Origin of the sequence: Diplocloster agilis (genome assembly GCF_019042275.1) — a bacterium.
Classification (GTDB): Bacteria; Bacillota; Clostridia; order Lachnospirales; family Lachnospiraceae; genus Diplocloster; species Diplocloster agilis.
Map to the genome: position 1 here is coordinate 1 of NZ_JAHQCW010000037.1, position 23,625 is coordinate 23,625.

24 protein-coding genes, 1 tRNA gene and 1 riboswitch are annotated in these 23,625 nt (G+C 44.1%); of the genes, 9 read left to right on the forward strand and 16 right to left on the reverse strand.

The window, feature by feature from the left end:
* Positions 1-490: 490 nt before the first annotated feature.
* Positions 491-1,087 (reverse strand): hypothetical protein, encoded by a 597-nt coding sequence (locus tag KTH89_RS18490; protein ID WP_238722681.1) that lies wholly within the window; start codon positions 1,085-1,087, stop codon positions 491-493.
* A 278-nt stretch (positions 1,088-1,365) separates the two neighbouring features.
* Here KTH89_RS18490 and KTH89_RS18495 point away from each other — a divergent pair, with 278 nt between their 5' ends.
* Genes KTH89_RS18495 through KTH89_RS18505 form a run of 3 tightly spaced genes read left to right on the forward strand, consistent with a single transcriptional unit; the run spans position 1,366 to position 2,408 of the window.
* A complete protein-coding gene (locus KTH89_RS18495) occupies positions 1,366-1,737 on the forward strand; it encodes a DUF2089 domain-containing protein (RefSeq protein WP_158344264.1) in 372 nt (123 codons plus the stop codon).
* 4 nt (positions 1,738-1,741) lie between these two features.
* A complete protein-coding gene (locus KTH89_RS18500; protein ID WP_158344265.1) occupies positions 1,742-2,131 on the forward strand; it encodes an SHOCT-like domain-containing protein in 390 nt (129 codons plus the stop codon).
* Between the two features lie 13 nt (positions 2,132-2,144).
* Positions 2,145-2,408, forward strand: coding sequence for a hypothetical protein (locus tag KTH89_RS18505; RefSeq protein ID WP_158344266.1), 264 nt, complete (start codon positions 2,145-2,147; stop codon positions 2,406-2,408).
* Positions 2,409-2,850: 442 nt separating this feature from the next.
* Here the strand turns inward: KTH89_RS18505 and KTH89_RS18510 are convergent, their stop codons facing one another.
* The 7 genes from KTH89_RS18510 to KTH89_RS18540 all read right to left on the reverse strand — a co-directional run bounded on the left by KTH89_RS18510 (position 2,851) and on the right by KTH89_RS18540 (position 11,757).
* Positions 2,851-4,206, reverse strand: a complete 1,356-nt coding sequence (locus KTH89_RS18510) for a sensor histidine kinase (protein WP_238722682.1) — start codon at positions 4,204-4,206, stop codon at positions 2,851-2,853.
* Positions 4,199-4,894 (reverse strand): response regulator transcription factor, encoded by a 696-nt coding sequence (locus tag KTH89_RS18515; RefSeq protein ID WP_158343035.1) that lies wholly within the window; start codon positions 4,892-4,894, stop codon positions 4,199-4,201. The genes KTH89_RS18510 and KTH89_RS18515 overlap by 8 nt, the downstream gene beginning before the upstream one ends.
* 37 nt (positions 4,895-4,931) lie before the next feature.
* On the reverse strand, positions 4,932-6,143 hold the full coding sequence (locus KTH89_RS18520) for an ABC transporter permease (RefSeq protein WP_408639970.1): 1,212 nt from the start codon (positions 6,141-6,143) through the stop codon (positions 4,932-4,934).
* Between the two features lies 1 nt (position 6,144).
* Positions 6,145-6,894 (reverse strand): ABC transporter ATP-binding protein, encoded by a 750-nt coding sequence (locus KTH89_RS18525; protein WP_238722684.1) that lies wholly within the window; start codon positions 6,892-6,894, stop codon positions 6,145-6,147.
* A 4-nt stretch (positions 6,895-6,898) separates the two neighbouring features.
* A complete protein-coding gene (locus KTH89_RS18530; RefSeq protein ID WP_238722685.1) occupies positions 6,899-8,470 on the reverse strand; it encodes an efflux RND transporter periplasmic adaptor subunit in 1,572 nt (523 codons plus the stop codon).
* Positions 8,471-8,668: 198 nt separating this feature from the next.
* Entirely contained in the window at positions 8,669-10,846 is a 2,178-nt protein-coding gene (locus KTH89_RS18535) for a DNA topoisomerase III (protein WP_238722686.1), read from the reverse strand.
* A 92-nt stretch (positions 10,847-10,938) separates the two neighbouring features.
* A complete protein-coding gene (locus KTH89_RS18540) occupies positions 10,939-11,757 on the reverse strand; it encodes a hypothetical protein (RefSeq protein ID WP_238722687.1) in 819 nt (272 codons plus the stop codon).
* A 240-nt stretch (positions 11,758-11,997) separates the two neighbouring features.
* Between KTH89_RS18540 and KTH89_RS18545 the strand changes: the two genes are divergently transcribed.
* Complete coding sequence (locus KTH89_RS18545; RefSeq protein ID WP_158343041.1) at positions 11,998-12,183, forward strand: hypothetical protein; 186 nt, start codon at positions 11,998-12,000, stop codon at positions 12,181-12,183.
* Positions 12,184-12,427: 244 nt separating this feature from the next.
* Here KTH89_RS18545 and KTH89_RS25245 read toward each other — a convergent pair whose 3' ends face one another.
* On the reverse strand, positions 12,428-12,709 hold the full coding sequence (locus KTH89_RS25245; protein WP_408639968.1) for a helix-turn-helix domain-containing protein: 282 nt from the start codon (positions 12,707-12,709) through the stop codon (positions 12,428-12,430).
* Positions 12,710-12,952: 243 nt separating this feature from the next.
* On the opposite strand from KTH89_RS25245, the gene KTH89_RS18550 reads away from it, so the two are divergent.
* A tRNA-Thr gene (locus tag KTH89_RS18550) sits at positions 12,953-13,025 on the forward strand.
* Between the two features lie 579 nt (positions 13,026-13,604).
* Here KTH89_RS18550 and KTH89_RS18555 read toward each other — a convergent pair.
* From KTH89_RS18555 to KTH89_RS18565, 3 genes are all read right to left on the reverse strand, one after another.
* The gene (locus KTH89_RS18555) at positions 13,605-14,144 is read right to left on the reverse strand and encodes a hypothetical protein (RefSeq protein WP_238722688.1); all 540 of its coding nucleotides are present in this window, start codon (positions 14,142-14,144) and stop codon (positions 13,605-13,607) included.
* A 5-nt stretch (positions 14,145-14,149) separates the two neighbouring features.
* Positions 14,150-15,055: a DUF6731 family protein gene (locus tag KTH89_RS18560; RefSeq protein ID WP_238722689.1), complete on the reverse strand. Its 906-nt coding sequence runs from the start codon at positions 15,053-15,055 to the stop codon at positions 14,150-14,152.
* Between the two features lie 307 nt (positions 15,056-15,362).
* Positions 15,363-16,610 (reverse strand): collagen-like domain-containing protein, encoded by a 1,248-nt coding sequence (locus KTH89_RS18565; protein WP_238722690.1) that lies wholly within the window; start codon positions 16,608-16,610, stop codon positions 15,363-15,365.
* Between the two features lie 524 nt (positions 16,611-17,134).
* On the opposite strand from KTH89_RS18565, the gene KTH89_RS18570 reads away from it, so the two are divergent.
* The 4 genes from KTH89_RS18570 to KTH89_RS18585 all read left to right on the forward strand — a co-directional run bounded on the left by KTH89_RS18570 (position 17,135) and on the right by KTH89_RS18585 (position 19,633).
* Positions 17,135-17,500 (forward strand): hypothetical protein, encoded by a 366-nt coding sequence (locus KTH89_RS18570; RefSeq protein ID WP_238722691.1) that lies wholly within the window; start codon positions 17,135-17,137, stop codon positions 17,498-17,500.
* Between the two features lie 8 nt (positions 17,501-17,508).
* Positions 17,509-18,300, forward strand: a complete 792-nt coding sequence (locus tag KTH89_RS18575; RefSeq protein WP_238722692.1) for a hypothetical protein — start codon at positions 17,509-17,511, stop codon at positions 18,298-18,300.
* A gap of 83 nt (positions 18,301-18,383) precedes the next feature.
* A complete protein-coding gene (locus KTH89_RS18580) occupies positions 18,384-19,202 on the forward strand; it encodes a hypothetical protein (protein WP_238722693.1) in 819 nt (272 codons plus the stop codon).
* Between the two features lie 74 nt (positions 19,203-19,276).
* Complete coding sequence (locus KTH89_RS18585; protein WP_238722694.1) at positions 19,277-19,633, forward strand: molecular chaperone Hsp90; 357 nt, start codon at positions 19,277-19,279, stop codon at positions 19,631-19,633.
* A gap of 185 nt (positions 19,634-19,818) precedes the next feature.
* Here the strand turns inward: KTH89_RS18585 and KTH89_RS18590 are convergent, their stop codons facing one another.
* From KTH89_RS18590 to KTH89_RS18600, 4 genes are all read right to left on the reverse strand, one after another.
* Positions 19,819-21,705 carry an SEC-C metal-binding domain-containing protein gene (locus KTH89_RS18590; protein WP_238722695.1) on the reverse strand — a complete coding sequence of 629 codons (1,887 nt, stop codon included), beginning with the start codon at positions 21,703-21,705 and terminating at the stop codon, positions 19,819-19,821.
* A 110-nt stretch (positions 21,706-21,815) separates the two neighbouring features.
* The gene (locus KTH89_RS25250) at positions 21,816-21,926 is read right to left on the reverse strand and encodes a hypothetical protein (RefSeq protein ID WP_408639969.1); all 111 of its coding nucleotides are present in this window, start codon (positions 21,924-21,926) and stop codon (positions 21,816-21,818) included.
* Positions 21,898-22,272 carry a hypothetical protein gene (locus KTH89_RS18595; RefSeq protein WP_238722696.1) on the reverse strand — a complete coding sequence of 125 codons (375 nt, stop codon included), beginning with the start codon at positions 22,270-22,272 and terminating at the stop codon, positions 21,898-21,900. The genes KTH89_RS25250 and KTH89_RS18595 overlap by 29 nt, the downstream gene beginning before the upstream one ends.
* Positions 22,273-22,556: 284 nt before the next feature.
* The gene (locus KTH89_RS18600; RefSeq protein ID WP_158343059.1) at positions 22,557-23,207 is read right to left on the reverse strand and encodes an ECF transporter S component; all 651 of its coding nucleotides are present in this window, start codon (positions 23,205-23,207) and stop codon (positions 22,557-22,559) included.
* 225 nt (positions 23,208-23,432) lie between these two features.
* Positions 23,433-23,588: riboswitch (FMN riboswitch) on the reverse strand.
* Positions 23,589-23,625: the final 37 nt, after the last annotated feature.

Consider the following 23,625-nt stretch of genomic DNA (forward strand, 5'->3'; position numbering starts at 1 on the left):
ACGGGAGCCTAACCGCATCGGCCAGGCTCCCGTGAAAGGCCGGCCCTCCCCCGGAACCGCTCCCTGCGACTGTCCGCTCCTACTTTGGTAATGTCTGAGATCTTCAATCTTTACAGGTACTCTCCTTTAGAACATGGCAGCCGGCCTGCTGAACAGTAGGGAAGAGCGGAAAGCGGCAGCGCTCCTTCGGGGCGGGAACGATCCACTGGGACAAAACCGCTTGAGGCCGGGCCTTAGAACAGGTTACGCAGATGATGGGAGAACCTCGCATGGCCTGGAACACTGTTCGAGCCGTTTTTCGGCGAGTTTGTTCCAGGCCATGCGAATAAGAGGTTCTCCCATCATCGGAGTTATCTGTTCTTAGGTCCGGCCGATGCGGTTTTGTCCCAGTGGATCGTCCCCACCCCGAAGGAGCGCTGCCGCTTTCCTCTCTTCCCGGCCCTACATCAGAATGCAGCCACGCTGGAGTCCTGCAGTGAACCGACGGGAGTTAGTCCGGCATGACCCATATTACTACGGTGTCGGCGTAGAAGGTGCCCTGGTCGGAGGTTCCCCATAGGTTTAGGGTGCTTCCTTTTTTTATGTCTTCTTTGGTTCCCTCTGACATCGTGGATGTCAGGCGGTCGCTGTTGACCTTTCGAATCTTATATTGGGTCAGGTCTGTGACGATAACTGTAATCTTGTTTTCACTTTTCTCGGGTTCTGAGACGGCGATGCTGCTTACCCCATCTTCTGATTCCTCGACGAAAATTTCGGTGATTTCAAACTGCTTGTCCTGTATCGTCACTACCGAGCCTTCCAGGTCCGGATGATCGTAGGCTGATGGTTCATCCTGATTTTGGGTGCTTGCATTGTTGCCGTTTGTATCGGAGGCTGAGGGGTTCTGGGATGGCTGTGCGTCATGGCTGTCTTCGTCCGGGACATCGGAATCCGGATTGTTCTGGTCCTGGGTACTGGGTGATGCTTCCTGGGAAGAGGGGGCCTGAGAGGATGGCTCTTTTTGTCCGCCGCAGCCTGCGGCTAATAGAGCGGCACTTAGGACTGCGGCCAGTAAATACGTGTTTTTCTTTGTAATTCCTTTTTTCATTTTTTGCGTTCTCCTTTCCTTTTCTTACCGGGTCAGTATATCAGTTGAATTCTGTAAAAATCTTTTAATTTCGGGTTTTTTAGTGGGGTGGCGGACGTAATTGTTGTGAATGTGTGTGGTGGAGGTTGATTATATTTATGTTTTTAGCTTTATTTTTTATATTTTGATGTTTAACTATTAATTTATTTAATTTTAATATTAATTATTTTAATTTTCGTATTGACATTTTTAAGTTTCGGGAATATAGTGATAACAGAACGAAGGAAGGTGAGAAATATATGTTTAAAGTCATCAGTCAATGTCCTGTATGCAAAGGGAAACTGAAGGTCGTTAAGCTGCAATGTGAAAAATGCGATACGGTGATAGAAAATGATTTTTATCTGAATAAGTTTGATTATCTGTCCGAGGACGACCTGCATTTTGTGGAGACCTTTCTAAAATGCAGAGGTAACATCAAAGAAGTGGAAAAAGAATTGGGGATCTCCTATCCTACCGTCCGCTCTAAATTGGACGGCGTGATCGGGAAACTCGGTTACACAACATTGGCGGCTCCCTCGGCGGACCGAAAAAAAGAGATACTGGACGCTTTGGAGAAAGGGGAAATCACCCCGGAAGAAGCGCTGGCCCAAATGAATGAAAAAGGAGAATAATAAGATGGAAGAAAAATTGAGAGTTTTAAAGATGCTGGAAGAAGGAAAAATCACTGCCGAACAGGCTGCGGGACTGCTGGAAGCCATAGGACCTGAAAAGGAGGAAGCCGCTTATGATATTGAACCGGTATCCAATTCTTATGATAAGAAAATGTTTCGGATTCAGGTGGACAGCACCGACGGCGATAAAGTAAATATTCAGCTGCCGGTCATCGCGATCCGTAAATTGTTAAACGCTACCGGTAAGCTTCCGATTCCGGAGGAATCTCTGCAGGGCGTGGATCTGAAAGAAATCACCAGTGCTGTAATCGATTGCCTGGAGACGCAGACAGACGGCAATATCGTAGATGTAAATGCGGCTGACGGCAGTATTGTCAAGATCTACATCAGCTAGGAGGGATGGTCCTATGCGTATTATTGTCCGCTCCAAGGATGTGAATCTCTGGCTTCCCATTCCGCTTCGGATGGCCGGCGCCGCCGTCTCCCTGATCCCGGAGTCCGTTTTTCTGGAGATGCGGAAAAGTGTTCCGGCTCCCTATGGGGAATTTGTCACCAAACAGATTTTAAGGGATCTGGTACGGGAATGTATCTCTATACTTCTGGATTACCGTGGACTGGAAATTGTCCATATCGAAGCAAGCGACGGAACCTTCGTGTCTATCAAACTATAAGAAATAGGCTGAGGGCTGACGCACTCACTTAGCGTTCTTCCTGGGGGCTTCGTATGCCGCTGCTTATGGCTTGGAACCGCGGGCGGTATAAATGGGGACGCTCCGGGCGGCCGGGTTCTTTTGTATCTCCCTGGGGACGCATAGGGCGGCTGTGAATACGCTTAGTGAAATCGGAAAGCCGGATTCAGGATGCACGGCGGACTTCACGTCCGACGGGCAAGAGCCTCTGAACCGGGAACACATCACGTGTTCCTGGTGAATAGGCTCGGTTCCTGAACCCGGCTTTTCGATTTCACTTAGCGTATTCCAGCGCAAGCCCTCCGCGTCCCCAGGGAGATACAAAAGAACCCGGCCGCCCGGAGCGTCCCCGTTTATACCGCCCGCGGTTCCAAGCCATAAGCAGCGGCATACGAAGCCCCCAGGAAGAACGCTAAGTTTTACTTTATTTACGTGCAGGCGAATTTTTAAAATGCCCGGATGAGATTTCCATTTTCAGCAGGAAGATATCCGCCTCCATGGTTGTCTGAAGCTTACCACCGATGTGTTCCAGAAGGCGCTCCACGCTTTTGAGGCCGATTCTGGTACTCTCCGGCTGTATTTTATTTCGGAGGATGTGGTTGGTAAAGGTAAGCGTGATGTGATCTTCGTGTATTTCATTCCAGATTTCCACCAGTTCTTTCGGGTCCGCATATTTTCGGATATTGGAAAAAAGGTTGTCAAAGATCCGGTATAGCTCGTCGGGATTGATTTCCAGCCAGAATTCATCCTCAAACTGGGTAAAGAGCACATGATAGCCCGCGCTTCTCAAATCCAGCACCTGTTCCGCAATCATCTGGTTTAGAACCTCGCGGCCGTCCAGGAGCTCTAATTCCACCTCTTCCTCCTCCATATCAAAGGCCAGGAAATACTGAAAGAGTTTATCGGACATGGTTTTGATCTGATAGGCCTTCTCCCTGGCTTTCCCGATATATTCGAATAACTGCTCTTCGCTTTGGTATTTCTTATAATAAATAATGTCCAGAAAGCCGATCTGTTTCGTAAGCGGCGTGCGAAGATCGTGAGACATAGCGGTAATCAGCTCATTGTTCGCCTGTTTGGCACGGTCCTCATTATCGATCCGTTCCATGACGGAGACTCTCATGTCTTCGATGCTCTGGGCCAGATCCGCCAGCTCGTCATTGCCAAGGATCGTCACCGGCTGGTTCAGGTCGCCGCTTTCCAGCACCTGCATTTCCTGCTCAAGTTTTCCGATATACCAGATTCTGCCCTTGATCATCCATAAGAACAGGGCCAGGAAAAATATAAACGCTACGAGAAAACAGCCAATTAAAAGAGATACATAATAAACCGTTCCACCGAAATAAAAGAGCAGGATCTCCACTGTTCCTTCCGGATATTCCAATTTCACGTATCCGTCGGAAATATCGGAAATGTCCTGTACGGTCAAAGGCTCCGAATCCTCGTTATCATATGCGAGTGGACCTGCATGGATCACCGGTGAACCGTCCAGAAACAGGTAAATCACCATATCCGGGTACTGGTCTATCCATTTTAACAAGGCGCTGCGGTCGCGTATCGAAATATTGTTATCTTCCAAATATTTCTGAAAATCATCTCCCAGTTTGTAGGCTTGTTTTTGTAAATGGGCCGGACTGTAGATCAGGTCCGTCATCATCTGGTAACCCGGAACCGCCATTGCCGCAAATAAAATGATCGAGATAATCAGCGAGACGCTGACCCTTCCAAGCAGCTTCGTGCCAAGCTTTGTGCGCCAGGCCACGCGTTTTTCCTTATTCAATCCGATACCCCTTTCCCCAGATGGTTTTGATGTACTTCGGGTGCTGCGGGTCATCCTCGATCTTTTCGCGGATCTTCCGGATGTGTACCGTAATCGTATTGTTGGAAGTGCTCAGGTAAGGTTCATCCCAAACGCTTTCATACAAATACCTGGCGGAAAACAGTTTCCTGCGGTTTGCTGCCATCAACCGGAGAATCCGGTATTCCAGATCCGTCAGCAGGATTTCTTTTCCGTTTTTCTGTACTTCATTGATCTCCCGGTTTATCACTAATTCACCGATCTGGATATAACTGCTTCGTTCCAGCGTATCTTTTCCTTTATATACATAATAACGGCGCAGCAGCCCTTTTACCCTTGCGACCAGTTCCGTGTAGGAAAAAGGCTTCGCCAGATAATCATCTCCGCCTGATGAGAACCCCATGGTCAGATCCGATTCCCTTGTTTTCGCCGTCAGAAACAAAATCGGCGCGATGGTCTTTTCCCGCAGCAATTGGCAGGTCTTATATCCCGTGATTCCGGGCATCATCACATCCAGAATAATCAGATCAGTCTGGGGACTCACCATCTGAAGCGCCTCATCTCCGTCTCTGGCCTCCCGGATCTCGAAGCCCTCGCTCTCCAGCAATATCCGGATCACCTCCCGGATTTCATCTTCATCATCAACTACTAATATCTGCCTCTTATCCATTTTTTAAGTCCCCCTTTGTAAATAGTATAAAGTGTTTCTATTCATAACGCAAGGCGTCGATGGGATCCATCTTTGCCGCCTTATTGGCGGGATAATAACCAAAGAAAACACCGATCGCCATAGAAAAAATGACGGCTGCCAGCACAGCGCCAACGGAAGGGGCAGCCGGATATCCCAGCGCTTTCGCGCCCAGCGCGCCTCCGCCCAGGCCCAGCAGAATCCCGATTCCGCCTCCGATCAGACAGATAAAGATGGATTCAACGATAAACTGCAGCCGGATCGCCCAGTTTTGAGCTCCCAACGCCTTTCTCGTTCCGATTTCCCGGGTCCGTTCCGTGATACTAACCAACATGATATTCATCACCCCAATACCGCCAACCAGGAGAGAAATACCCGCGATAGCGGATATCGCCAGGGTCATGGTATTATTCATGTTGTTCATTTCCTTGATAAAGGATTGCATGTTTTCCACATAAATCCCAAAGCTTTCATTTTTCGCATAGTATGGCTGGAAAAAGCTTTTTGTCTTTTCCGTAAAGTCGTTCTGGTCTGTTCCGGCTTTCGTAACGATCGAAAAGCTCAGATATCCTCCCTGCTTCTGTTTGAGTTTCTGTGCCACGGACAGCGGGATGAATAAGTCTGTAGGCACGTCTTTTCCCGACACGTAGGTGTCTATATAGCCTCCCATGTAAGCAGCCTTTTTATAAACACCAGCAATGGTAAATGAAATAACGTCATTGTTCACTTTCACAAAAATCTCTTCCCCAATGGGGGATTTTCCCCGGAACAATTCCGACGCCAGGGACTCGGACACAACCGCCAGATATTTTTTTCCTTCTATATCGCGTGGCGTGATAAATCTTCCGTACAAAAGCTCCTTATCCTCCGCTTTGGCGTAATCCGCATTCACCCCTTTGATGTCCACATTTACCGTTTTATCCCCCAGCTGCGCTTTACCGCTGCCAACAGACTCCATGAGGGATACGCTTTCCAGCGTATCCGCGTAGCGGGCGGAAAACTGACGGATCATTTCATCCGTCACCAGATCCTCAGCCTGTGGTTCCTGGAATATTCCGGTTCCTTCTTCGTAATTCGAATTCTTTTCCTGGACCGACACCATGATCTTATTCGTGCCCATCTCCTTCATGGACTCGGCAAAGGCGATTGTCATAGAATTTCCCACCGTCACAATCGCTATGACGGAACCGATTCCGATGATGATTCCAAGCATCGTCAGGACGGCTCTCATCTTATTGGCCAGAAGCCCATTCACAGCCAGTGCGATATTCTCCCAAAGATCCAAGGCCATCCCTCCTTTCTTCCCGGATGATCTGACCGTCCTTGATCGTTACGGTCCGCTGCGTCTCTTCCGCCAGTTCCCGGCTGTGCGTGATAAATACAATGGTCTTTTTCTGTTCTTCATGCAGCGAGTGAAACAGGTCCATAACCATACGCCCGCTTTTGGAATCCAGCGCTCCGGTAGGCTCATCCGCCAGTAAGATATCCGGCTGATTTGCCATAGCCCTGGCGATCGCCACCCGCTGTTTCTGGCCGCCGGAAAGCTCATTGGGGTGGTGATCCGCCCGGTCTTCCATTTTCACCATCCGAAGCAGCTCCAGCGCCCGCTCCCTGCGTTCCTTTCTGCCGATCCCCTGGTACAGCATAGGCAGTTCCACATTCTTTAACGCCGTAGTCTTAGCGATCAGGTTAAAGGTCTGAAAGATAAAGCCAATCTTTTGATTTCGTATTCTGCTCAGATCTTTATCGCTCAGAGACCGGATATCACAACCATCCAGTTGATATTCCCCTTCTGTGGGCCGGTCAAGCGCTCCGATTATATTCATCAACGTACTTTTTCCCGATCCGGAAGCCCCCACAACCGCCAGAAATTCCCCGTTTTTTACATTCAAGTCAATTCCTTTTAATATCTCCAGTTCATTTGGTTTTCCTATATAATAGAGTTTCCTGATATGTTTCATTGAGATTACATTATTTTCCATATGGTTATTCCTTTCCAGCGGCAGCGCCGTCGGCCTGTATGCCCATGTTCGAAGCCCCTGCCGTATCATCCGAAGCCGCGGCCTCCGTCTGTCCCCCGGATCCTGCCTCCTGCGGTATTCCGACCAACGTATCCACCGGCTGTATCTGCACTTTCATTCCCTCCGACACCGTCTCCGGAGAGTTGACGATCTGCATATCCTCCGTCAGCTGGTCGGAATGAACTTCCACATAGTAATCATTTTCCAGCCCCTTGGTCACGGGAATTTTCCGGACCTGGTACAGATCCCCCTCGGACGGCACCGCCGCATACAGATAGGAATTTCCATCCTCACCTTCCGTCACCGCGCTATAAGGCACCGTATACCCGCCTTTTCCTTCTTCCAGAATGATCTTTACTTTTGCGTTCATGCCGATCAGAACATTTGAATTCTTCTGGTCCAGGGTGATCTCGATCTCGTATTCGGCGGCGCTGCCCTGACCGGAATTATTACCCCCGTCCCCGTTTTTGATCGGTGTCATATAGATTTTGCTCACTTTACCAACCAGCTCATCACTGCCCAGAGCATCCAGTATGATTTTTGCCTTCATGCCCTCTTTTATTTTCAATATATCAAATTCCTTGATCCTGGCCGTAATATGTATGGTCTCCGTATCTTCGATCACCATCACGGTATTACCTGTTACCGGAGAACCCTCCTCCGCGCTGATTGACGTTACTGTCCCGTCAAAGGGCGCCAGGATTGTCGCATTTTTCAGATTGGCCTCCAGCTTCTTAACCTCCGTCTCCTGGGCATCTGTGTTCTTCTCAAGCTTTGCGGTATTTATGGCATCCTGGGCCGCCTGTACCTGCTGTTTGGCAGATGCCATAATACTTTCCTTGCTGGCTTCTAAATCTTTGATCTGCTTTTTAGCTGCGTTGGCCTCATTATTTGCCGACTCGATATCTGCCTGCAGGGATTGGATTTTCCCTTCGATCGCCGCGATCCTGGCGTCGCTCTCCGCCTTTTGTGTTTCGTCCGTGATACCCGCCTGCGCGTTTTTCTCCGCTTCCAGGGCTTTCTTCTGTTCTTCCAGCTGGTCCTTCAGCTGATCCGCCCGGACTCTGGCGTTATTCTGCGCATCCTGGGCATCCCGAATATCCGAATCCGCCTTATTTAACTGACGGTCCTGCTCCTCTTTCGCATTTTCCAAACTCCTCCGGTTCACCCCATTCTGATTCTCGTTAAGCGCCTGGGCGGTCTTTAAATTTTTGCGCGCCGCCTCCAGCTCGGTTTTAATCATGGAGTCATCAAAATCGCAAAGGGGCTCTCCTTTTTTTACCTTGTCTCCGGGTTTCACGTAGATTTCTTTTACATTGGAGGTCAGCGCGGTCGTTATTTTGGCCGAATGCTCGCTCCGTACCGTCCCGCTTGTATTCACTGCCGTCTCCACCTGCTTTTTGCTTACTCCGGATGTCTCCACTGTGGGAATCTGCGCCCCTTTGTTCCCTGCCAGATAATATTTTCCAACCGCCACAGATATGGTCAATAGCGCAACAGCAACGATTCCTGTAATTATCAAAGTTTTTTTTCGCATGCGTTGTTTCCTTTCTGCGTCTCTATAATTTAGACCGGTAAATCCGGTTCCTGTTAAAGAGTATAAAAAAAGAATCTTATCAGAAAGCAACAACATTTCTTAAAGATTCTTAAACAGTCCGCAAAAAGCAGATCCCCGGGCCAGGGCCTAAAGAAAGGGGGCCCGTACCATCCGGCCCCCATCAAAAACTCAAAAAAATTATAACTGATCCTTTATCTTAGCCAGCGCGGCCGCCAGGGAATTATTGATGGGCCCGCCTGCCTCTTGCTGCTGTTTTTTCATATAGTTCTGAACGTCACGCTTGGAAACGCCCGCGCCCTCTTTTTCCCGCCGTGACTTAAAGGCGCTCATCTTTTCTTTGTAGCCGCAGGCGCAGATGAAGGTTTCCTGCTCCCCTTTTCCTACCAGCTCCATCTTTTTATGACATTTGGGACAGCGGGCATTGGAAGTCCTGGATATGGTTTCCCGGTGGCCGCATTCCCGGTCCTGGCAGACCAGCAGCTTGCTGTTTTTTCCATTGACGGAAAGCATCCGCTTACCGCAGACCGGACATTTGGTGTTCGTCAGATTATCATGGCGGAAGGTCCCTTCCCCGGTTTTTATTTCCGCGATCAACGCCTGGGTGTAAGAATGGATATCCTTTAGAAACTGCTCTTTTTTCAGCTTTCCCTTGGAGATATCAGATAACTTCATTTCCCAGGCGGCGGTCAGTTCCGGTTTTTTTAGATCGTCCGGTACCAGCTCCAGAAGCTGCTTCGCTTTGGAGGTCAGGTAGATTTCTTTTCCCCTTTTTTCCATCAGAAACGTATGGAACAGTTTATCAATAATATCTGCCCGGGTGGCAACCGTTCCTAATCCCCCGGTTTCCCCGATGGTTTTTACCGCTTCCCGGTCTTTGGTTTCCATGAATTTTACAGGATTCTCCATTGCGGTCAGCAGAGCCGCTTCATCGAATCTGGGCGGCGGCGTTGTCTTTCCTGTCGTGATCCGTACGTCCTCTACCGGGAACACTGCTCCTTTTTGCAGATCAGGCAGGGAACCGGCAGCGTCTTCGTCTTCTTCCAGTTCCATGGTATCATAGACGGCTTTCCATCCGGCTTTTTTTACCACTTTACCCTTGGCCTGAAACAGGCTGCCGCATACTTCCGCCTTCATAATGGTCTGTTCATATTCAAAGGGCGGGTATAAGACGGCAAGGAAGCGCCGCACGACCAGATCGTAGATCTTTTTTTCTTCGTTGGTCATATGCTCCATCTGCACGAACTGTTCGGTCGGGATGATGGCATGATGATCGCTTACTTTGGCATTGTCCACGAAGGACTTGTTTCCTTTTACCGGCTTTGTAATGAGCGGTCCCGCCAGTTTCTTATAAGGCCCAAAGGAGCAGGCCCGGATTCTTTCCGGCAGGGTATCCACCACATCGGTACTGATATAGCGGGAATCTGTCCGTGGATAGGTCAAAACCTTATGGTTTTCATATAAGCGCTGCATAATATTCAGTGTTTCTTTGGCCGAGAATCCAAAACGTTTGCTTGCGTCCCTCTGCAGCTCCGTTAAATCATACAATCCCGGAGCGGCAGTTTTCCTGGCCGTCTTTTCAACCGAGGTTACCGTCAGTTTCTGATTCTTTACCATACCGGCGGCTTTCTCAATCCGTTCTTTTTGAAAGGTCCGCATGGAAGCGCTGGACTCCTCCTGCCAGTGCCAGATCACTTTTCCGGCGGTAACGGTCATTCCGTAGTATTCCTGGGGTTTAAAGTTCTGAATTTCTTCCTCTCTTTTGGCGATCATGGCCAGTGTCGGAGTCTGAACCCGTCCGCAGGACAGCTGGGCATTATATTTGCAGGTCAGCGCCCGGGTAGCGTTAATCCCCACCAGCCAATCGGCCTCTGCCCGGGACTGGGCGGCGGCATACAGGTTCAGATATTCCTTCCCGTCATGCAGATGCGCGAATCCCTCCCGGATCGCCTTATCGGTGACAGACGAGATCCAGAGACGTTTCACCGGTTTTTGGCTTCTGGCCTTCTCAAGAATCCAGCGTGCTACCAGTTCCCCTTCTCTTCCGGCGTCGGTGGCAATAATGATTTCGTTGATGTCCTTGCGGTTGATCTGGCTTTTTACCGTTTGATACTGTTTCGCAGTCTGTTTGATGACGACCAGCTCCATATGCTTTGGCAGCATCGGAAGGTCTTCTAATTTCCATTCCTTATATTTTCCATCATATGCTTCCGGATCGGCCAGAGTGACCAGGTGTCCCAAAGCCCAGGTCACCACATAGCGGCTCCCCTCCAATACGCCCTGATTCTGGCCGCATTTTAACACACGCGCGATATCCCTGGCTACCGATGGCTTTTCAGCGATGACTAATGATTTCATACGATACTCCTTTGTCTTCATTCTCACTGTATTCCAGTATCGCATTCCCTATCCACAGAAGTCAATACTTTCCGTCCAATTCGGTTCATTTTTCAGTTCTCTATGAGTTTACATTTTCTCAGATATTGAAGAACCGACAGGCTATAGAAATTTGCCTGACCGGAACCAGGGCTATTATTCCCCAGTTTTGCCTCAAGCGCTATCGCATTCCACTCGTCCATAAGCTTTTGGTAAGCGCGGTTTAGTTCTTCCTGGTTATATTGGAGCTTACTGCTCTGAAATTGGGCCAGGACTTCTCTCCACTTCGTCCCGTTATGAGTCCTGAACCACAGATGAAGCCGGCAGACGTTCTGGGCATTCCGGTATTTCGTTTCCATTGGACCGGATGCGTATATTTTTTTTAATAATTTTTCTCCTGATCGGATATGCAGCTTTGCAATCCCACGGGTTTTCCAGACGTAGCAGCATATACCGCACAGGTAGAGAATCCCCCAAAGGATCGTTGCCGGCAGCAGCGGATATAATATAAAAATACGCGTAAATCCCAGAATTGGAAGATAGTTATTTACATTTATAGCGACCTGATGAACCCACCCATAGAGTCTGATTGGGAGCCATTCCAGCCGGTAAATTTCTTTTGTAACCGCAAAACCGGTATCCTCTCCGGTAAACGACGCCAGGATTCCCATACCAAAAACGAACAGGATTAAGAATAGGCTGACTGTGGCCCACCCTGTTATAAACAGCAGGATACCGGGTTTTTTAGGTTCTATTTTCCAACAGATATCCCTCTCCTGCTGTTTTTTATCTCGCTGTCCCCTGTTATATGGATTCTTTTTTCGCATTTCCCGCAGGGCCAGCTCCATCGTGCATGCGTTCCGAAAAAACAATGCATTTTCTTTTGTATCCAAATTTTACTTACCTCCTGACATTCAGTGAAACAGCCGGTATGGTACCCGGTATTTCAGGAGAACATAAAAATAATTTGATTCCTATATTATAAAATATGTCTGAAGTTGATTAAGCTATTAGAAGTATAAACTTTTTTCAAGTTATATGCAATATTATTTTGCTTGCATATTTACTTTCAAATTTGCTTGTATTTATAAATGTTTATTTCCTTATAAAATTACCCTAATGGAGGTGATGATATGTTTGAAATAAAAAAAATGAAATCATCGAACAAAACAATCCGGATGCCCAATGATCTGATACAAAATTTGGAGAAGCTTGCCTTTGAAAATGATATCAGTTTTAATCAGCTGGTGGTACAATGCTGTGAGTATGCATTGGACAATATGGAACCGAATCAGATGGATGGTCCTTCAGAGTTATAAGGGTGCAGGGGAATTATTATAGCCTGTAGTAAAAGCGCATTTTTATGACAAATGCGCTTAGTGATATACAGTTATGGTTTCTTAGCTTTGTATGGCTTGTGTTCTTGCTTCAGAAAGCAAGTCAAGGTATTCCTTGTGAGCATGGGAAGGATGATAAAGACGTTTCTCCAGGGTGCAGCTGCGCCTGTCGGGACAGCCATTGCAGACATAAGGAGGCTTTTCCAGCCTGCCGCACCTTTCTTCTTTAAAGTCCGGACAGTGAGAGTTGCATTTTACACAGAGGGAGCAGCGTTTTCTCTTGACAGAGGAACAGGAAGCTGATAGAACAGTCCCTGCGGTGAAGGCAGGCATTATAGGAACGTCCATACCCACCGGACCGTCTGTACTCCAAATGGATTCTGACCTCCCGAGAGATGGAGGTGCAGTTCTTGCCTACAGCGCTGGCGATCTGTTTAAAGGAAGACTGCTGTGAGAGCATTAGGGAGATGGTGAACCTGTCTTCCAATGATAAATGTGTTTTGTTCATGATGATATCCTCCAATTGTATTCCCAGACACGACAGGAGGATGATACAAAATTTGTCACACTAAATGCAACCTTGTATATTTTCAAAGTAAATGCAACTGGTAATGTATATGCGGGTTGCATTTACTTTGAAAATTTAGGAGGTTGAGAAAATTAAGCGATTTTGTAAAAAAAGTCTTGCATATTTTTCTAAAATGAGTATAATAATGGATGTGGCTGTTTTCAGCCTGGAAAAATGGAATATGCTGGAATAGCTCAGTCGGTAGAGCGACGCACTCGTAATGCGTAGGTCGTCAGTTCAAATCTGATTTCCAGCTGATTGGAAACCTCTGATTTTATCAGGGGTTTTTTGAATTTTAGTGATAACATACGTGAGGTATATCACATAGTGGCAATTTAGTAAAATGGTAAAATTTTCTATAATTATCGATTTATGGGAGAAGGTTTTATGATACGCCAATACAAATTGCTGCTTCAAGACTTTCTTTCGGACAGAATACTATAAACAACCATTCACTATACACAAGAGCATATGGCAGAATTACTTCATATTTCATCACAATCTTATATCGACTTAAAGTATGGTAAAGATGGTTTTTCTATATCTTGTTTTTTTCAACTTTAGCTTACTCGATTCAAAGTATCAAGTTTGTTAGATGATACTCGTTAAAAGGAAAGAGCACGATGCTCTCGCTTGTAATCGGAAAAAACTGGCTTAATCCCGGGGTACTGCTGGCCTGACGCAGCGGGAGGTTGTAGATATGAAACATGTACCCAGACAATGTCTGGGTAATTGGGATTCTGGTAGCCGGGAGCCGAGGATCAGGGATATAGTGCTGCTCTGTCGAATTTATAGTATTAGTTGGAAAAACTTGTAGAATTAGATATACTTCTGGCTATAGCTTATATTTTTCTTCAATATTCTTTTCTGCTTCTGATTTATTCGTATATTGAACATTATTATAAAGTTTATTTTTCAAAGCATTATCATCAGTAAAGATAAGGTTCAGCATATTTGATAAGCTCCTATAAGTACATAATAAAAAAGAGATACCTAAATAAGTCCATAAATAGAATAAAACGTTTTTTATCTTTAGATTAGTAATTTCTTCTTTAAAATACAAAACAACCGTAATGAAAACTAAGGTTAGCCCAACTGATATTGTTATTTTAATGTATTTTAAAAACAATTTTCGCTCGTCCTTTTCAAAAACATATTTTACAAATTTAGATTCATTCTTCATTCCTAATATAACGGGTAGTATTGCACCTAAAAATCCGATTATTAAAGCCGCAATTGTATTAACACTATCCAGAGCACTATTGAAATTCGTGTTATTAATAAAATTTATTCCCATTTTATATAAAACAAAAACAACTATAAGAGACATAATATGCGGATAACATCTTTCTATGTAATACTTAAAGATTTCCATACTAATCACCCCTCACTAAAATTAATTGCTTCATATAACTTCCCTTTTTTCATATTAAAACAATAAATCATTTTCTTAATAGCCTCTTCATATGCAAGCGCTTCTTTAGCTTCTAATACATACTCAATCTTTTCTTGATGAATATTATCAAATAGATCAATAATATCCAAACCTTCCTCGTCATCAACTTTCACTTCTGCTTTTTTTATAAATTTATCATGTTTCCATATCTCAGAAATAAGCTCAGCTATTTCAGACCGCTCTAAGGAGGTCTTTCTACGTCCTACGCTAATTTTCACATTTCCACCATACCCTCCCATTTTCTTCATCGGAGTTATTATACTTGATAATGAATGTTTATTTCTCCCACGGTTGCTCCATTCTGATAAATTTGCAAAAGAAATATTAATATATTTATAATTGGATCTAGTTATTTTATCTTTCGAAAGATCTAAAATAGGATCTATGCTTATTTCAACTATACTATTCTTGCTCGTATTTTGAAATACTTCTTCTATTTTTTGAATTGTTAAGGCATTTCTATTTTTTTGAACCATTAATATACCACTGCGTTTCTCATAAAGCATATTAACGTCTAAGCCGATATATTCATCATCGTCTAACTCGATAGCTTCAGCTTCCTGATTTTCTTTTACTTTTGTAGGAATGTCTGTATCACTTAATCTCATAAATCTTATTCCCCATAAATCAGATTCTTTATCATAAGAAATAAAATCGATACGAGCTTTGATTGGCCCGATTTTTATTGTTTTTTTAAGTAACTTATTATCATCAATTGCAGTAATCCAGTCTACCATATTAAACAAACTGAATTCTCCCCATTCTTCATTTTCATACCTTCTACTTTTAATTTGACAATACTGATATTGAACGTATTTTTTATAAGACATGACCAATTCCCCCACTTATTTTTCTACATTTTATACCTTTATTTAATAAATTACAACAAAATATATAAGTGGAGATAATTTTTATTATAGAACATTTGTTCGATATTTGCAAGAGGATTTTTACTTTCCGGCCAGTGTTGGCCGGGAAATCGCACATATTACAGCAGTCTCGTGATTGTCGCCGCCCGCAGATGAAATCTACCATAAGTCCGCGCAACTCCTGCCACAGACCGATTGCCAAACGGGTGTCGTTGCCAAATCACCCGTCCTCCGTCAGCAATTCGATTTTGACATTGCATTGTAACAATTAAGCTATGCCTATAACGGTTGCAGAGTTTATCGTATATCCTACTACCCCGGCAACGGTAAAAGTAATGGATGTCTGTGTAAACTTTGCAGTGATTAAGTATCGATAATCAGCATTTTGGCATTGATTTAACTGGATATTACTGCCTTCATAGCCCTTTGCCAAAGCTGTATCAAATGAGTTGTACAGCACATATTTTGTAGCGCTGCCTGTTGATACCGCAAATACTATTTTACGGTATTTGTATAAGTCATCAATGGAAAAAGTGGTTGATACGGTAGGCGTTGTAGTAGTATGTAAAGTAGTCCTTACCATGAATAAATTATTATTGACATTATTGATAGCCTGCTCTACAGTGGTTTCCTTGTCTGACATATAAATCAAGTTTGCCTCATTCGGGCCATGAGGTCCAACGGCTCCCTGATCTCCTTTATCTCCTTTTAAACCCTGCGGTCCCATCGGACCAGCTTCACCTGTATCACCCTTGTCGCCTTTGGGCCCCTGCACCCCGGGATCTCCCTTATCACCTTTTAGTCCCTGTGGCCCTGTCGCGCCGGTGTCACCTTTCGGTCCCTGCACTCCTGGATCTCCTTTCGGGCCAACATCTCCCTTCGGGCCCATAGCGCCGGTAGGTCCCTGTGGTCCTTCCGGTCCGGTCAATCCTCTCGGCCCCGTTGCGCCCTGTGGTCCTTCCGGCCCTGTCAGGCCTCTGGGACCCTGCGCACCAGTTTCGCCCTGAGGGCCCTGTGCTCCTGTGTCGCCTTTAAGCCCCTGTGGACCAACAGCCCCAGCATCGCCCTTATCCCCTTTCAACCCCTGCGGACCTGCTGGTCCTGTCTCACCGGGATCTCCTTTTAATCCCTGAGGTCCTCTAGGCCCAACAGGTCCCTGCTCGCCGGGATCACCTTTCTCTCCCTTTAAGCCCTGTTCACCAGCATCACCCTTTGGTCCCGCCGGCCCGGCAACTCCCTGTTCTCCTGTATCACCTTTCTCACCTTTCAGGCCGTCCATCCAGTCAACCATACTCCCCTGGAATCCATAATCCACTGCAATTTCATACGCTGATTTACCTTTTGCGTATACGGTTGTTTTCTCATCTCCGATATACCAGAATCCGTCTTCACCGATACGAGGTGTAACGCCATTCTCGCCTTTAGAGGGTTTTCCAGTATCAATACCGTTGATGTACCAGTTTCCGTTTGCCCCGATTTCGGGAAGAAACAGTGTATAAGTGCTTTGATCAGACATTTATGTGTCCTCCTTAAGAATTATATTAGAACATTTGTTCTGTCTTTATTATAGAACATTTGTTCGATTTTTAATAGTCCTACATTTTGTATATCCATCAAAAAGACACATTTAGTGTCGTGCTTGCTTCGGACAAATTTGCAATACTAATGTAAGTTTTCCCCTTAATTTACAAGGTCTCTCGCGAATCATAATAATCGTAAGTAACATTACACATTATTCGCCAATCACTTTTTTATCTGATTTGGCAAAAAATACGAAGATGATGCCGGAGTTGATAATATATTGCGAACAAAAACGCTAAAAACTCCATTCGCAGTAAATGTGTATGTCCCACCATTAACAGCGTTTATGCTGAGGATAAATTGCTATTTCTATATATTTCATAAGTGCTTCTAGCAGCATATAAAATATATAGTTTTCTGATTTCTATGGTTTCAATAATTAATAAATGGTATAATTATTGTATTAATAGTACGCCATCAGTTTTGTTATATAAATACGTATTTTGAAAGAGGGGTTTTATGATAAAGAAACTTTTATCAATCAGTCTACTTTTATTATTGGCTACAGCTTTAACAGCCTGTGGCGGAAATCGGCCTACTGCGGAAAGAACAAACACTACGAAACCAACTCAAAATGAATCGGCAAATAAAACCGACAAGAACGACTTCAATGAAGCAACCAACGTGGAATTAGACTTTTATGGTTATAAATATTCTATTCCTGCATATTGGACAGAGGGCAAGAACAGGTCCGATCTAAAGTGTTATTATGCTGAGACAGGTGATAGTGTCGTCATGTTGCAGTTAAACTGCTCAAGTTCTCCGGTTGATTCAATTGATGAATTTATGGAACAAATAGATCGGGTCTTGGATAACTTTAGATAAATTATGGTATGATCCAATTAGGTAATATAGATAGTGTTTTTCTTGATTTCAATGCCGCAACGTCCGACTTCAATATTACAGGGAAAAATGTATTTTTTATAACGGATAAGAAACTTATTTCAATCAGCCTGGTTCAGAGTGATAATTCAAAATACAACTATTTTGAAGATTATGATAAAATCATTCATAGTATAAGGGGTAGTGATGACGAACTGGAGGACTCCGTACAAGATGCCTCCGGGCAGGATGGTTCAGTACCGGATTCCGCAGAGCCAGATGACTTAGCGCAGGATGACTCAGAGTCAGATGACTCAGAACAAACTTCCGACTATTCATCCGATACCTCATCATTGTCTTATTCTGATGGAATGTATAAAATTGGGGTAGATATGCCTGCCGGTGAATATGTAATAAAGACTTTTTCCCATGGATATTTTGAACTGTGTTCTGATTCCACTGGTACTGTTGATAGTATAATTGTTAATGATAATTTTAAAACCAATACAATCATAACAGTATCGGATGGACAGTACCTGACTATAAACAGAGCCACTGCTTACCCGAGTGATCAGGTATCGGATCTGGATATTTATGATGAGGGAATGTTCCGAGTAGGCATTGACCTTCCGGCAGGGGAATATAAAATACATGCCAACAAATCCGGTTATGTAGAAGTTTCTTCAGATAGTTCACACCAGTTTAGAAGTATAGTTATGAATGATAACTTTGAGGGCGACAAGTATGTCACTGTTTCAGACGGCCAGTACCTTACACTAAATAGAGCTGCGATAGTACAATAACGTTTCCCCCGCTTCCGACGCTAATCGGAAAGCGGGGATAGATAGCAGTACCATTATTTTAAAGAAAGATAGAAGGGACAATATTGAAAAAGCTTATATACTTTACTTTTTTGTTCTTAACCGTCATATATAATAAGTTAGAAATAAAAGCTGATCCTTTCATCGATTATGATTATCATTTGGAAAATCTTGAAGTTCCAACAGACATTATAGACGAATTAAACGATTATCAAAAACAGTTAATATATGAAAGAATCGATAATCATAAGATCTATGATTCCGCACAATTTTTGAATGTTACATTTGATAAAAATAGAAATGTTATAGTTGACGATATAGATCCGGATTTGCGGCTCATTAATTTATCCTTTATTAATACAGATAATGCAGATAATCATGAGATTACCAAAGTATTCTTCTATGATTGGTGTAAAACCAATAGTCTGATTCATTTATTAAATGAAGATCTCATTGTCTATAATAATAACATTAGAAATGCATCATATTTTCAGATAATTGAATTCTACGGCGCTACATACTCCAAAACAAAAACTCATGTAAAAAATTTGATTGAAACTTCAGCTCCTACAAAGATAGATTTAAACAGCATTAGTCTAAGCTCCCCTTCAAAATACGGATTAATGCCCCACACAATGATTTTTGGGAGTTTTCTTTTAACTTATCGTGTAACAGAGGATTCCATGGATGATGGAACTTTCACTTACTATCATAACTATAATCATGCAGCAGAATATACAGAATTAAATTTAAATCATATGATTGTTAAAAATAATAGTAAAACCACTCAAAATATTAAATCTTTGAAAAACTATGTGATTTTTATAGCTTTAATAGGCGTATTTATTTACTTATCCTTAACCGCCAAACCGCGTAAAAAATGATGTCAAGATTGAATTGCTTATGGCTGCATAATTATGATAAAATAAAGTAAATTACAGAAAGAGAGGTAGCTACAATGAAGCAGGATGTCCTGGAATTTACGATTGAAAAGACACATGAATTGATTAATGCATTTTCATGCAGTGCAGAAACCAAGGCGGCGGCTCAGGCATGGCTAAATTCTATCGGAACGGAAATGCAAGCCTCAGAAACCCAAAACTATATTGGCGAGCTGGAAGCTGATATTATGCCAATTGATACTTTAATCAGCTTTGCCGAATCGGATGCCGGAACCCAGGTCTTTGGAGAGAATGCACCTCATGTCGCCTCCCATGCGAAGGAAATAAAATCCGCTGGGGCAAAGTATTGTGACTGTCCGGCTTGTGCGGCTGTGGAGGCAATTTTAGAAAGAAAAGAGGATCTGTTAAAATAGTTATTTTTAAAGAATAGGCGTAATGATCAAAAAAGGCGGATGCAATTTAATGCTATTGCATCCGCCTTTTATCGTCCATATCTTGTCTGAATCCGTATAAAATAATAGACTCAGACTGTACACTGTGAAAACAGATAAAATCTGCTATTATAACTCCACTCTCCGATCCTCAGACTGAACAGATACTACTTCCTGCCACAGCATTTTTTGTATTTTTTCCCGCTACCGCAGGGACACGGGTCATTGGGATATATTTTCCTGTGTGCCCCGGCTGCCTCTCCCGACATTCTGTTTGGCATCAATGCAACCGTTATGTCATCTGCATTCGAAGCGTCCTCCTTAGACATTCCGGCCGCCATGCTGCACATCGGCACAACGGCTGGCTGCTGCCCATCCTTATGAGGCGCCATACTTCCAACTATTTCAAGAGGAGTATGACCTCTGTATATATGCATTCTGGTATTGTTATTCACATCCATCATGATTGATTCGAACTGTTCGAATACGTCATCCGGGATCTCGGCGCCATAATCTTTCAGTTCATCCAGTAGGAATGACATACTCTTCCCCCAAGTTGTTACATTCCATATAAGCCGCATCAAATCCTCTGTATCGCCAGATTTTATTCCCAGTTTCTCTCTCAAAAACGTCTTTAATTTCTGATAGTGCAAATCTTGTGAAGGATATCCGTGTTCCGCATAATCCAGGACTTCCTCCGGATCAGGAATATAAAATTCTTTTCCCTCCTGACTCCGTTCAATATTCAGATATAAGTCATTTTTAAAAGCCACTTTATCAATTATCTTGTCTCTACAAATTAAGCAGGGATTTCTTTCCTCCGGAACCTGTTTGAAAATCTCCAGAAATTCATCAAAACTCACCCTATAACCCTGGCGTTTTCTATACATACGGTATACGATCCGAACCGGAGCTACCGTATAAAAATAATTCGTGATTCGCAGGCATTCGTACATCCAGGAGACCTTTCTTCGCAATGTCTGAAAATCGGTTGTGTTGATTCTCTGATATATCTTAACTACTTCGTCCGGCACTTCCACATAATCGTCTCTATATATAACAAGATAACCAATATTGAAAAACTTCTCCAGACGTTTCATAGAAGCCTCTTCCGGATAATAACCGCAGTCCGAACGGATGGCCTCTTCGAATGCATCCATATCCTCATCTTGCAGGATAAGCATACGATTCTTCATAACGGACGGTCTAAGAATCTCATTTTTAATTTTTTCTGCAAGATCATCTTTCGTGAGGGATTTGTACCGCAGCAGATGTAACTCTTCCGCCATTTTCCATAAATCCTTTTTTTCATAATATAGCAATTGCTCCTTAACCTTTGGATACCTGGATTCCGGTTCTTCCTCCTGTATGGATTCTCTGTTTTGCCCCATGAGCATGTTTATTTTTTCCATATCTATCTCTTTGTTCTCAATCATCTTGGAAAATTGTTGGGCAAACTCGTTCAACAGAGTAAACGCTGATTTTTCATTACGCTCCTCCCGGCTAACGGCCTCGTGACTTCCCTGCAGTCCCGCAGTTACTTTCTTCTCCAATTCTTTTACTATCTCAGAATGGCTCCTGTAATCCGGTTCCCCGTATTTTACCGTTCGTAACTTTTTCAAATTCAGATTTTGCTCCTCTAATTCCGTCCATTTTTGAGTCTGTGAATGTTCCGTCTGCTTTATGATAACCGGAAAGTCAAACTCCATATCCTCCAAGCACTTTTCAATGGTAACCCGGTATTCCAACTCATAATCCTCTGCGCGGAAAGTAAACCATTTCTCCTTATCAAAATGCAGATCAATAAACGTATCTGCAGAACATTTATAGTCAAAATCATATTTGGTAGTAGCTTTTTCTTTTCCGCGCCATTCCCTCAAATGCACATGGCCTTGAAAAAATTCGAATTCATACCTGTCTGTGTGGTCTTGCTCCAAGATTTCTTCCAAAACAATGCTTAACTGTGCAAACGTAATTCCTGCCGGGATCTGGAACCTTTTCCACATAGGAGGTTTTGTTTTTTTGATTACTGCCTTTAATTGATACCCTTTCATCTTTTGCACTCCGATCCACATATTCTTCCAATAAATTGTAACCTCTGATCAAACTATATCACAATTAGATCTGCCACTCAAACAATACCGTATTCCAGCTTCCTTTACCTTTATGATTCCCTATCTTTACGAATCGTGGTCGGGATGCATCCCGTCACGGTTTTAAAGCATCGATTAAATGTCCGGATACTGTTAAATCCACTGTCCAGCGCGATATCCAAAATAGAACTGTTCGTATTGCGTATGAGATTGACCGCGTATTCGATTTTGCGCCAGGTATGACTTGAAGGTCTGTCCTGTGATCGTAGAAAACATCCGGGAAAGATAACAGGAGCTGACAGACAGCCATTCGGATACCTCCTCTAAAGAGATATCCTCCCGGAACCGGGCATCGATATAGGACAGCGCTTTTTGCATCATAACCAGAGAGGTGGCAGGAAGCATGTCGCTCTTGCTGTCTTCTGTAATGGGAAACAGCCTCTTCAGCAAACTGATCATCACCAGTACCCGGCCCTGGATCACACCGGTATATTCCGGCTTCTTACCCATCAGTTCATTTAAAATCAAAAAAAAGCAGCTTGCGATTTCATTGACCGCTAATATTGCCTGTTTTGGGGCCTTTACACTGGGAATCCGTAATATTGAGAAACTTTTGGATATTTATCTTAGTTCCGAATTCGAATACGGAGGCGCGTCTCAGCCCAAGGTGGATAAGATTCGGGCATATGAATTGGCGCAAAGCTGACCGCTAACTTGCTGACCAATTGACAAAAAATCTGAGGACCGGGGACTGGCAGTATTCGCTATTATAACTCCACTCTCCGATCCTCAAATTGAGCAGTTAAAGATAATTACAGCACACCTTTCATTACCAGTACAAGCAGTATACAGCTGACCAGTACCAGCCCCGAAACCAGTACGATCCCGATCTTTCCGGACCTCTTACTCGAATGTCCGGTGGATTCCGGGATCAGTCTTGCTTTTCGCAAAGCCGTAACTAACGGTTTATAGATCAGCATCGTAATCGCGGCATTTAACCCGCCTTTCAGCAGATTAAAGGGCAAAAAAGCCGGAACCAGTAATTCCGCCACCGCTTCCCTGGGATACCCCATATAAATCGGCGTGACGAAATAATTCCACAGAAGCATAATTCCTGTCATCAAAACAAGTCCCACGGCCAGTCCTCCTACGGCTCCGCCCACCGTATGCTTCTTCTTATAGATCACCGCGGCCGTGCACGCAAAAGAACAGGACGATAAAATATTCATAATACATCCGATCAATCCCGTGTCACTAACCGTAAACATCTCTACCAGGGATACAATCACTGAGATGGCCAGTGAGGCTATTGGCCCGAACATAAACCCACCCATCGTAATAATAACATCCTTGGGATCGTATTTCAGGAATAGCACGACCGGAATCCTCCCGATCACCATCACCAAATACGCAATTGCGCACAGCATTGCCACCGTTGTCAGTTTCTTTGTTCTCACATTCATCTTTCGTCCTCCTCTGAAAAAAAGTTTAATCAACAGGAGCGCGGCATCTTCCATTCCGCCGCTCTCGCCGGTAGGATATTTAATTCTATAGGAGCACTTATACTTATCCTATGGCTTACCCTATGGAATTAAAAAACACCTGAAAGAGTTGTCTTCCAGGTGTTAAAATTCCAGCTTGCGAAAACTCCGGCTTCCTTGCCGGCCGGCTTTTTTCTTAATATTTCAACACGCCTTCTTCCATCCAGACTATACTGTCGGTTTTGGAATTTCACCAAATCCTGTGCCCGAAAGCACCTGCGCTTACACGCTCGCGGACTATACCGCCGATCGGGAATTCTAAAAGTGAGATTCACTTAAAGTCACCCTGCCCTGAAGACATCCAATATTCAAATGTTTGAGCTAATTATAAAACGCTGCC

Excerpts from the sequence above, each read along its gene's own strand:
- KTH89_RS18545 (WP_158343041.1), top strand. The coding sequence starts at position 11,998 with ATGTTTGAAATAAAAAAAATGAAATCATCGAACAAAACAATCCGGATG.
- KTH89_RS18565 (WP_238722690.1), bottom strand. The coding sequence starts at position 16,610 with ATGTCTGATCAAAGCACTTATACACTGTTTCTTCCCGAAATCGGGGCA.
- KTH89_RS18575 (WP_238722692.1), top strand. The coding sequence starts at position 17,509 with ATGATCCAATTAGGTAATATAGATAGTGTTTTTCTTGATTTCAATGCC.
- KTH89_RS18590 (WP_238722695.1), bottom strand. The coding sequence starts at position 21,705 with ATGAAAGGGTATCAATTAAAGGCAGTAATCAAAAAAACAAAACCTCCT.
- KTH89_RS18585 (WP_238722694.1), top strand. The coding sequence starts at position 19,277 with ATGAAGCAGGATGTCCTGGAATTTACGATTGAAAAGACACATGAATTG.
- KTH89_RS18555 (WP_238722688.1), bottom strand. The coding sequence starts at position 14,144 with ATGGAAATCTTTAAGTATTACATAGAAAGATGTTATCCGCATATTATG.
- KTH89_RS18500 (WP_158344265.1), top strand. The coding sequence starts at position 1,742 with ATGGAAGAAAAATTGAGAGTTTTAAAGATGCTGGAAGAAGGAAAAATC.
- KTH89_RS18570 (WP_238722691.1), top strand. The coding sequence starts at position 17,135 with ATGATAAAGAAACTTTTATCAATCAGTCTACTTTTATTATTGGCTACA.
- KTH89_RS18495 (WP_158344264.1), top strand. The coding sequence starts at position 1,366 with ATGTTTAAAGTCATCAGTCAATGTCCTGTATGCAAAGGGAAACTGAAG.
- KTH89_RS18505 (WP_158344266.1), top strand. The coding sequence starts at position 2,145 with ATGCGTATTATTGTCCGCTCCAAGGATGTGAATCTCTGGCTTCCCATT.
- KTH89_RS18520 (WP_408639970.1), bottom strand. The coding sequence starts at position 6,143 with ATGAGAGCCGTCCTGACGATGCTTGGAATCATCATCGGAATCGGTTCC.
- KTH89_RS18600 (WP_158343059.1), bottom strand. The coding sequence starts at position 23,207 with ATGAATGTGAGAACAAAGAAACTGACAACGGTGGCAATGCTGTGCGCA.
- KTH89_RS18560 (WP_238722689.1), bottom strand. The coding sequence starts at position 15,055 with ATGTCTTATAAAAAATACGTTCAATATCAGTATTGTCAAATTAAAAGT.
- KTH89_RS18525 (WP_238722684.1), bottom strand. The coding sequence starts at position 6,894 with ATGGAAAATAATGTAATCTCAATGAAACATATCAGGAAACTCTATTAT.
- KTH89_RS18490 (WP_238722681.1), bottom strand. The coding sequence starts at position 1,087 with ATGAAAAAAGGAATTACAAAGAAAAACACGTATTTACTGGCCGCAGTC.
- KTH89_RS18535 (WP_238722686.1), bottom strand. The coding sequence starts at position 10,846 with ATGAAATCATTAGTCATCGCTGAAAAGCCATCGGTAGCCAGGGATATC.
- KTH89_RS25245 (WP_408639968.1), bottom strand. The coding sequence starts at position 12,709 with ATGAACAAAACACATTTATCATTGGAAGACAGGTTCACCATCTCCCTA.
- KTH89_RS18515 (WP_158343035.1), bottom strand. The coding sequence starts at position 4,894 with ATGGATAAGAGGCAGATATTAGTAGTTGATGATGAAGATGAAATCCGG.
- KTH89_RS18530 (WP_238722685.1), bottom strand. The coding sequence starts at position 8,470 with ATGCGAAAAAAAACTTTGATAATTACAGGAATCGTTGCTGTTGCGCTA.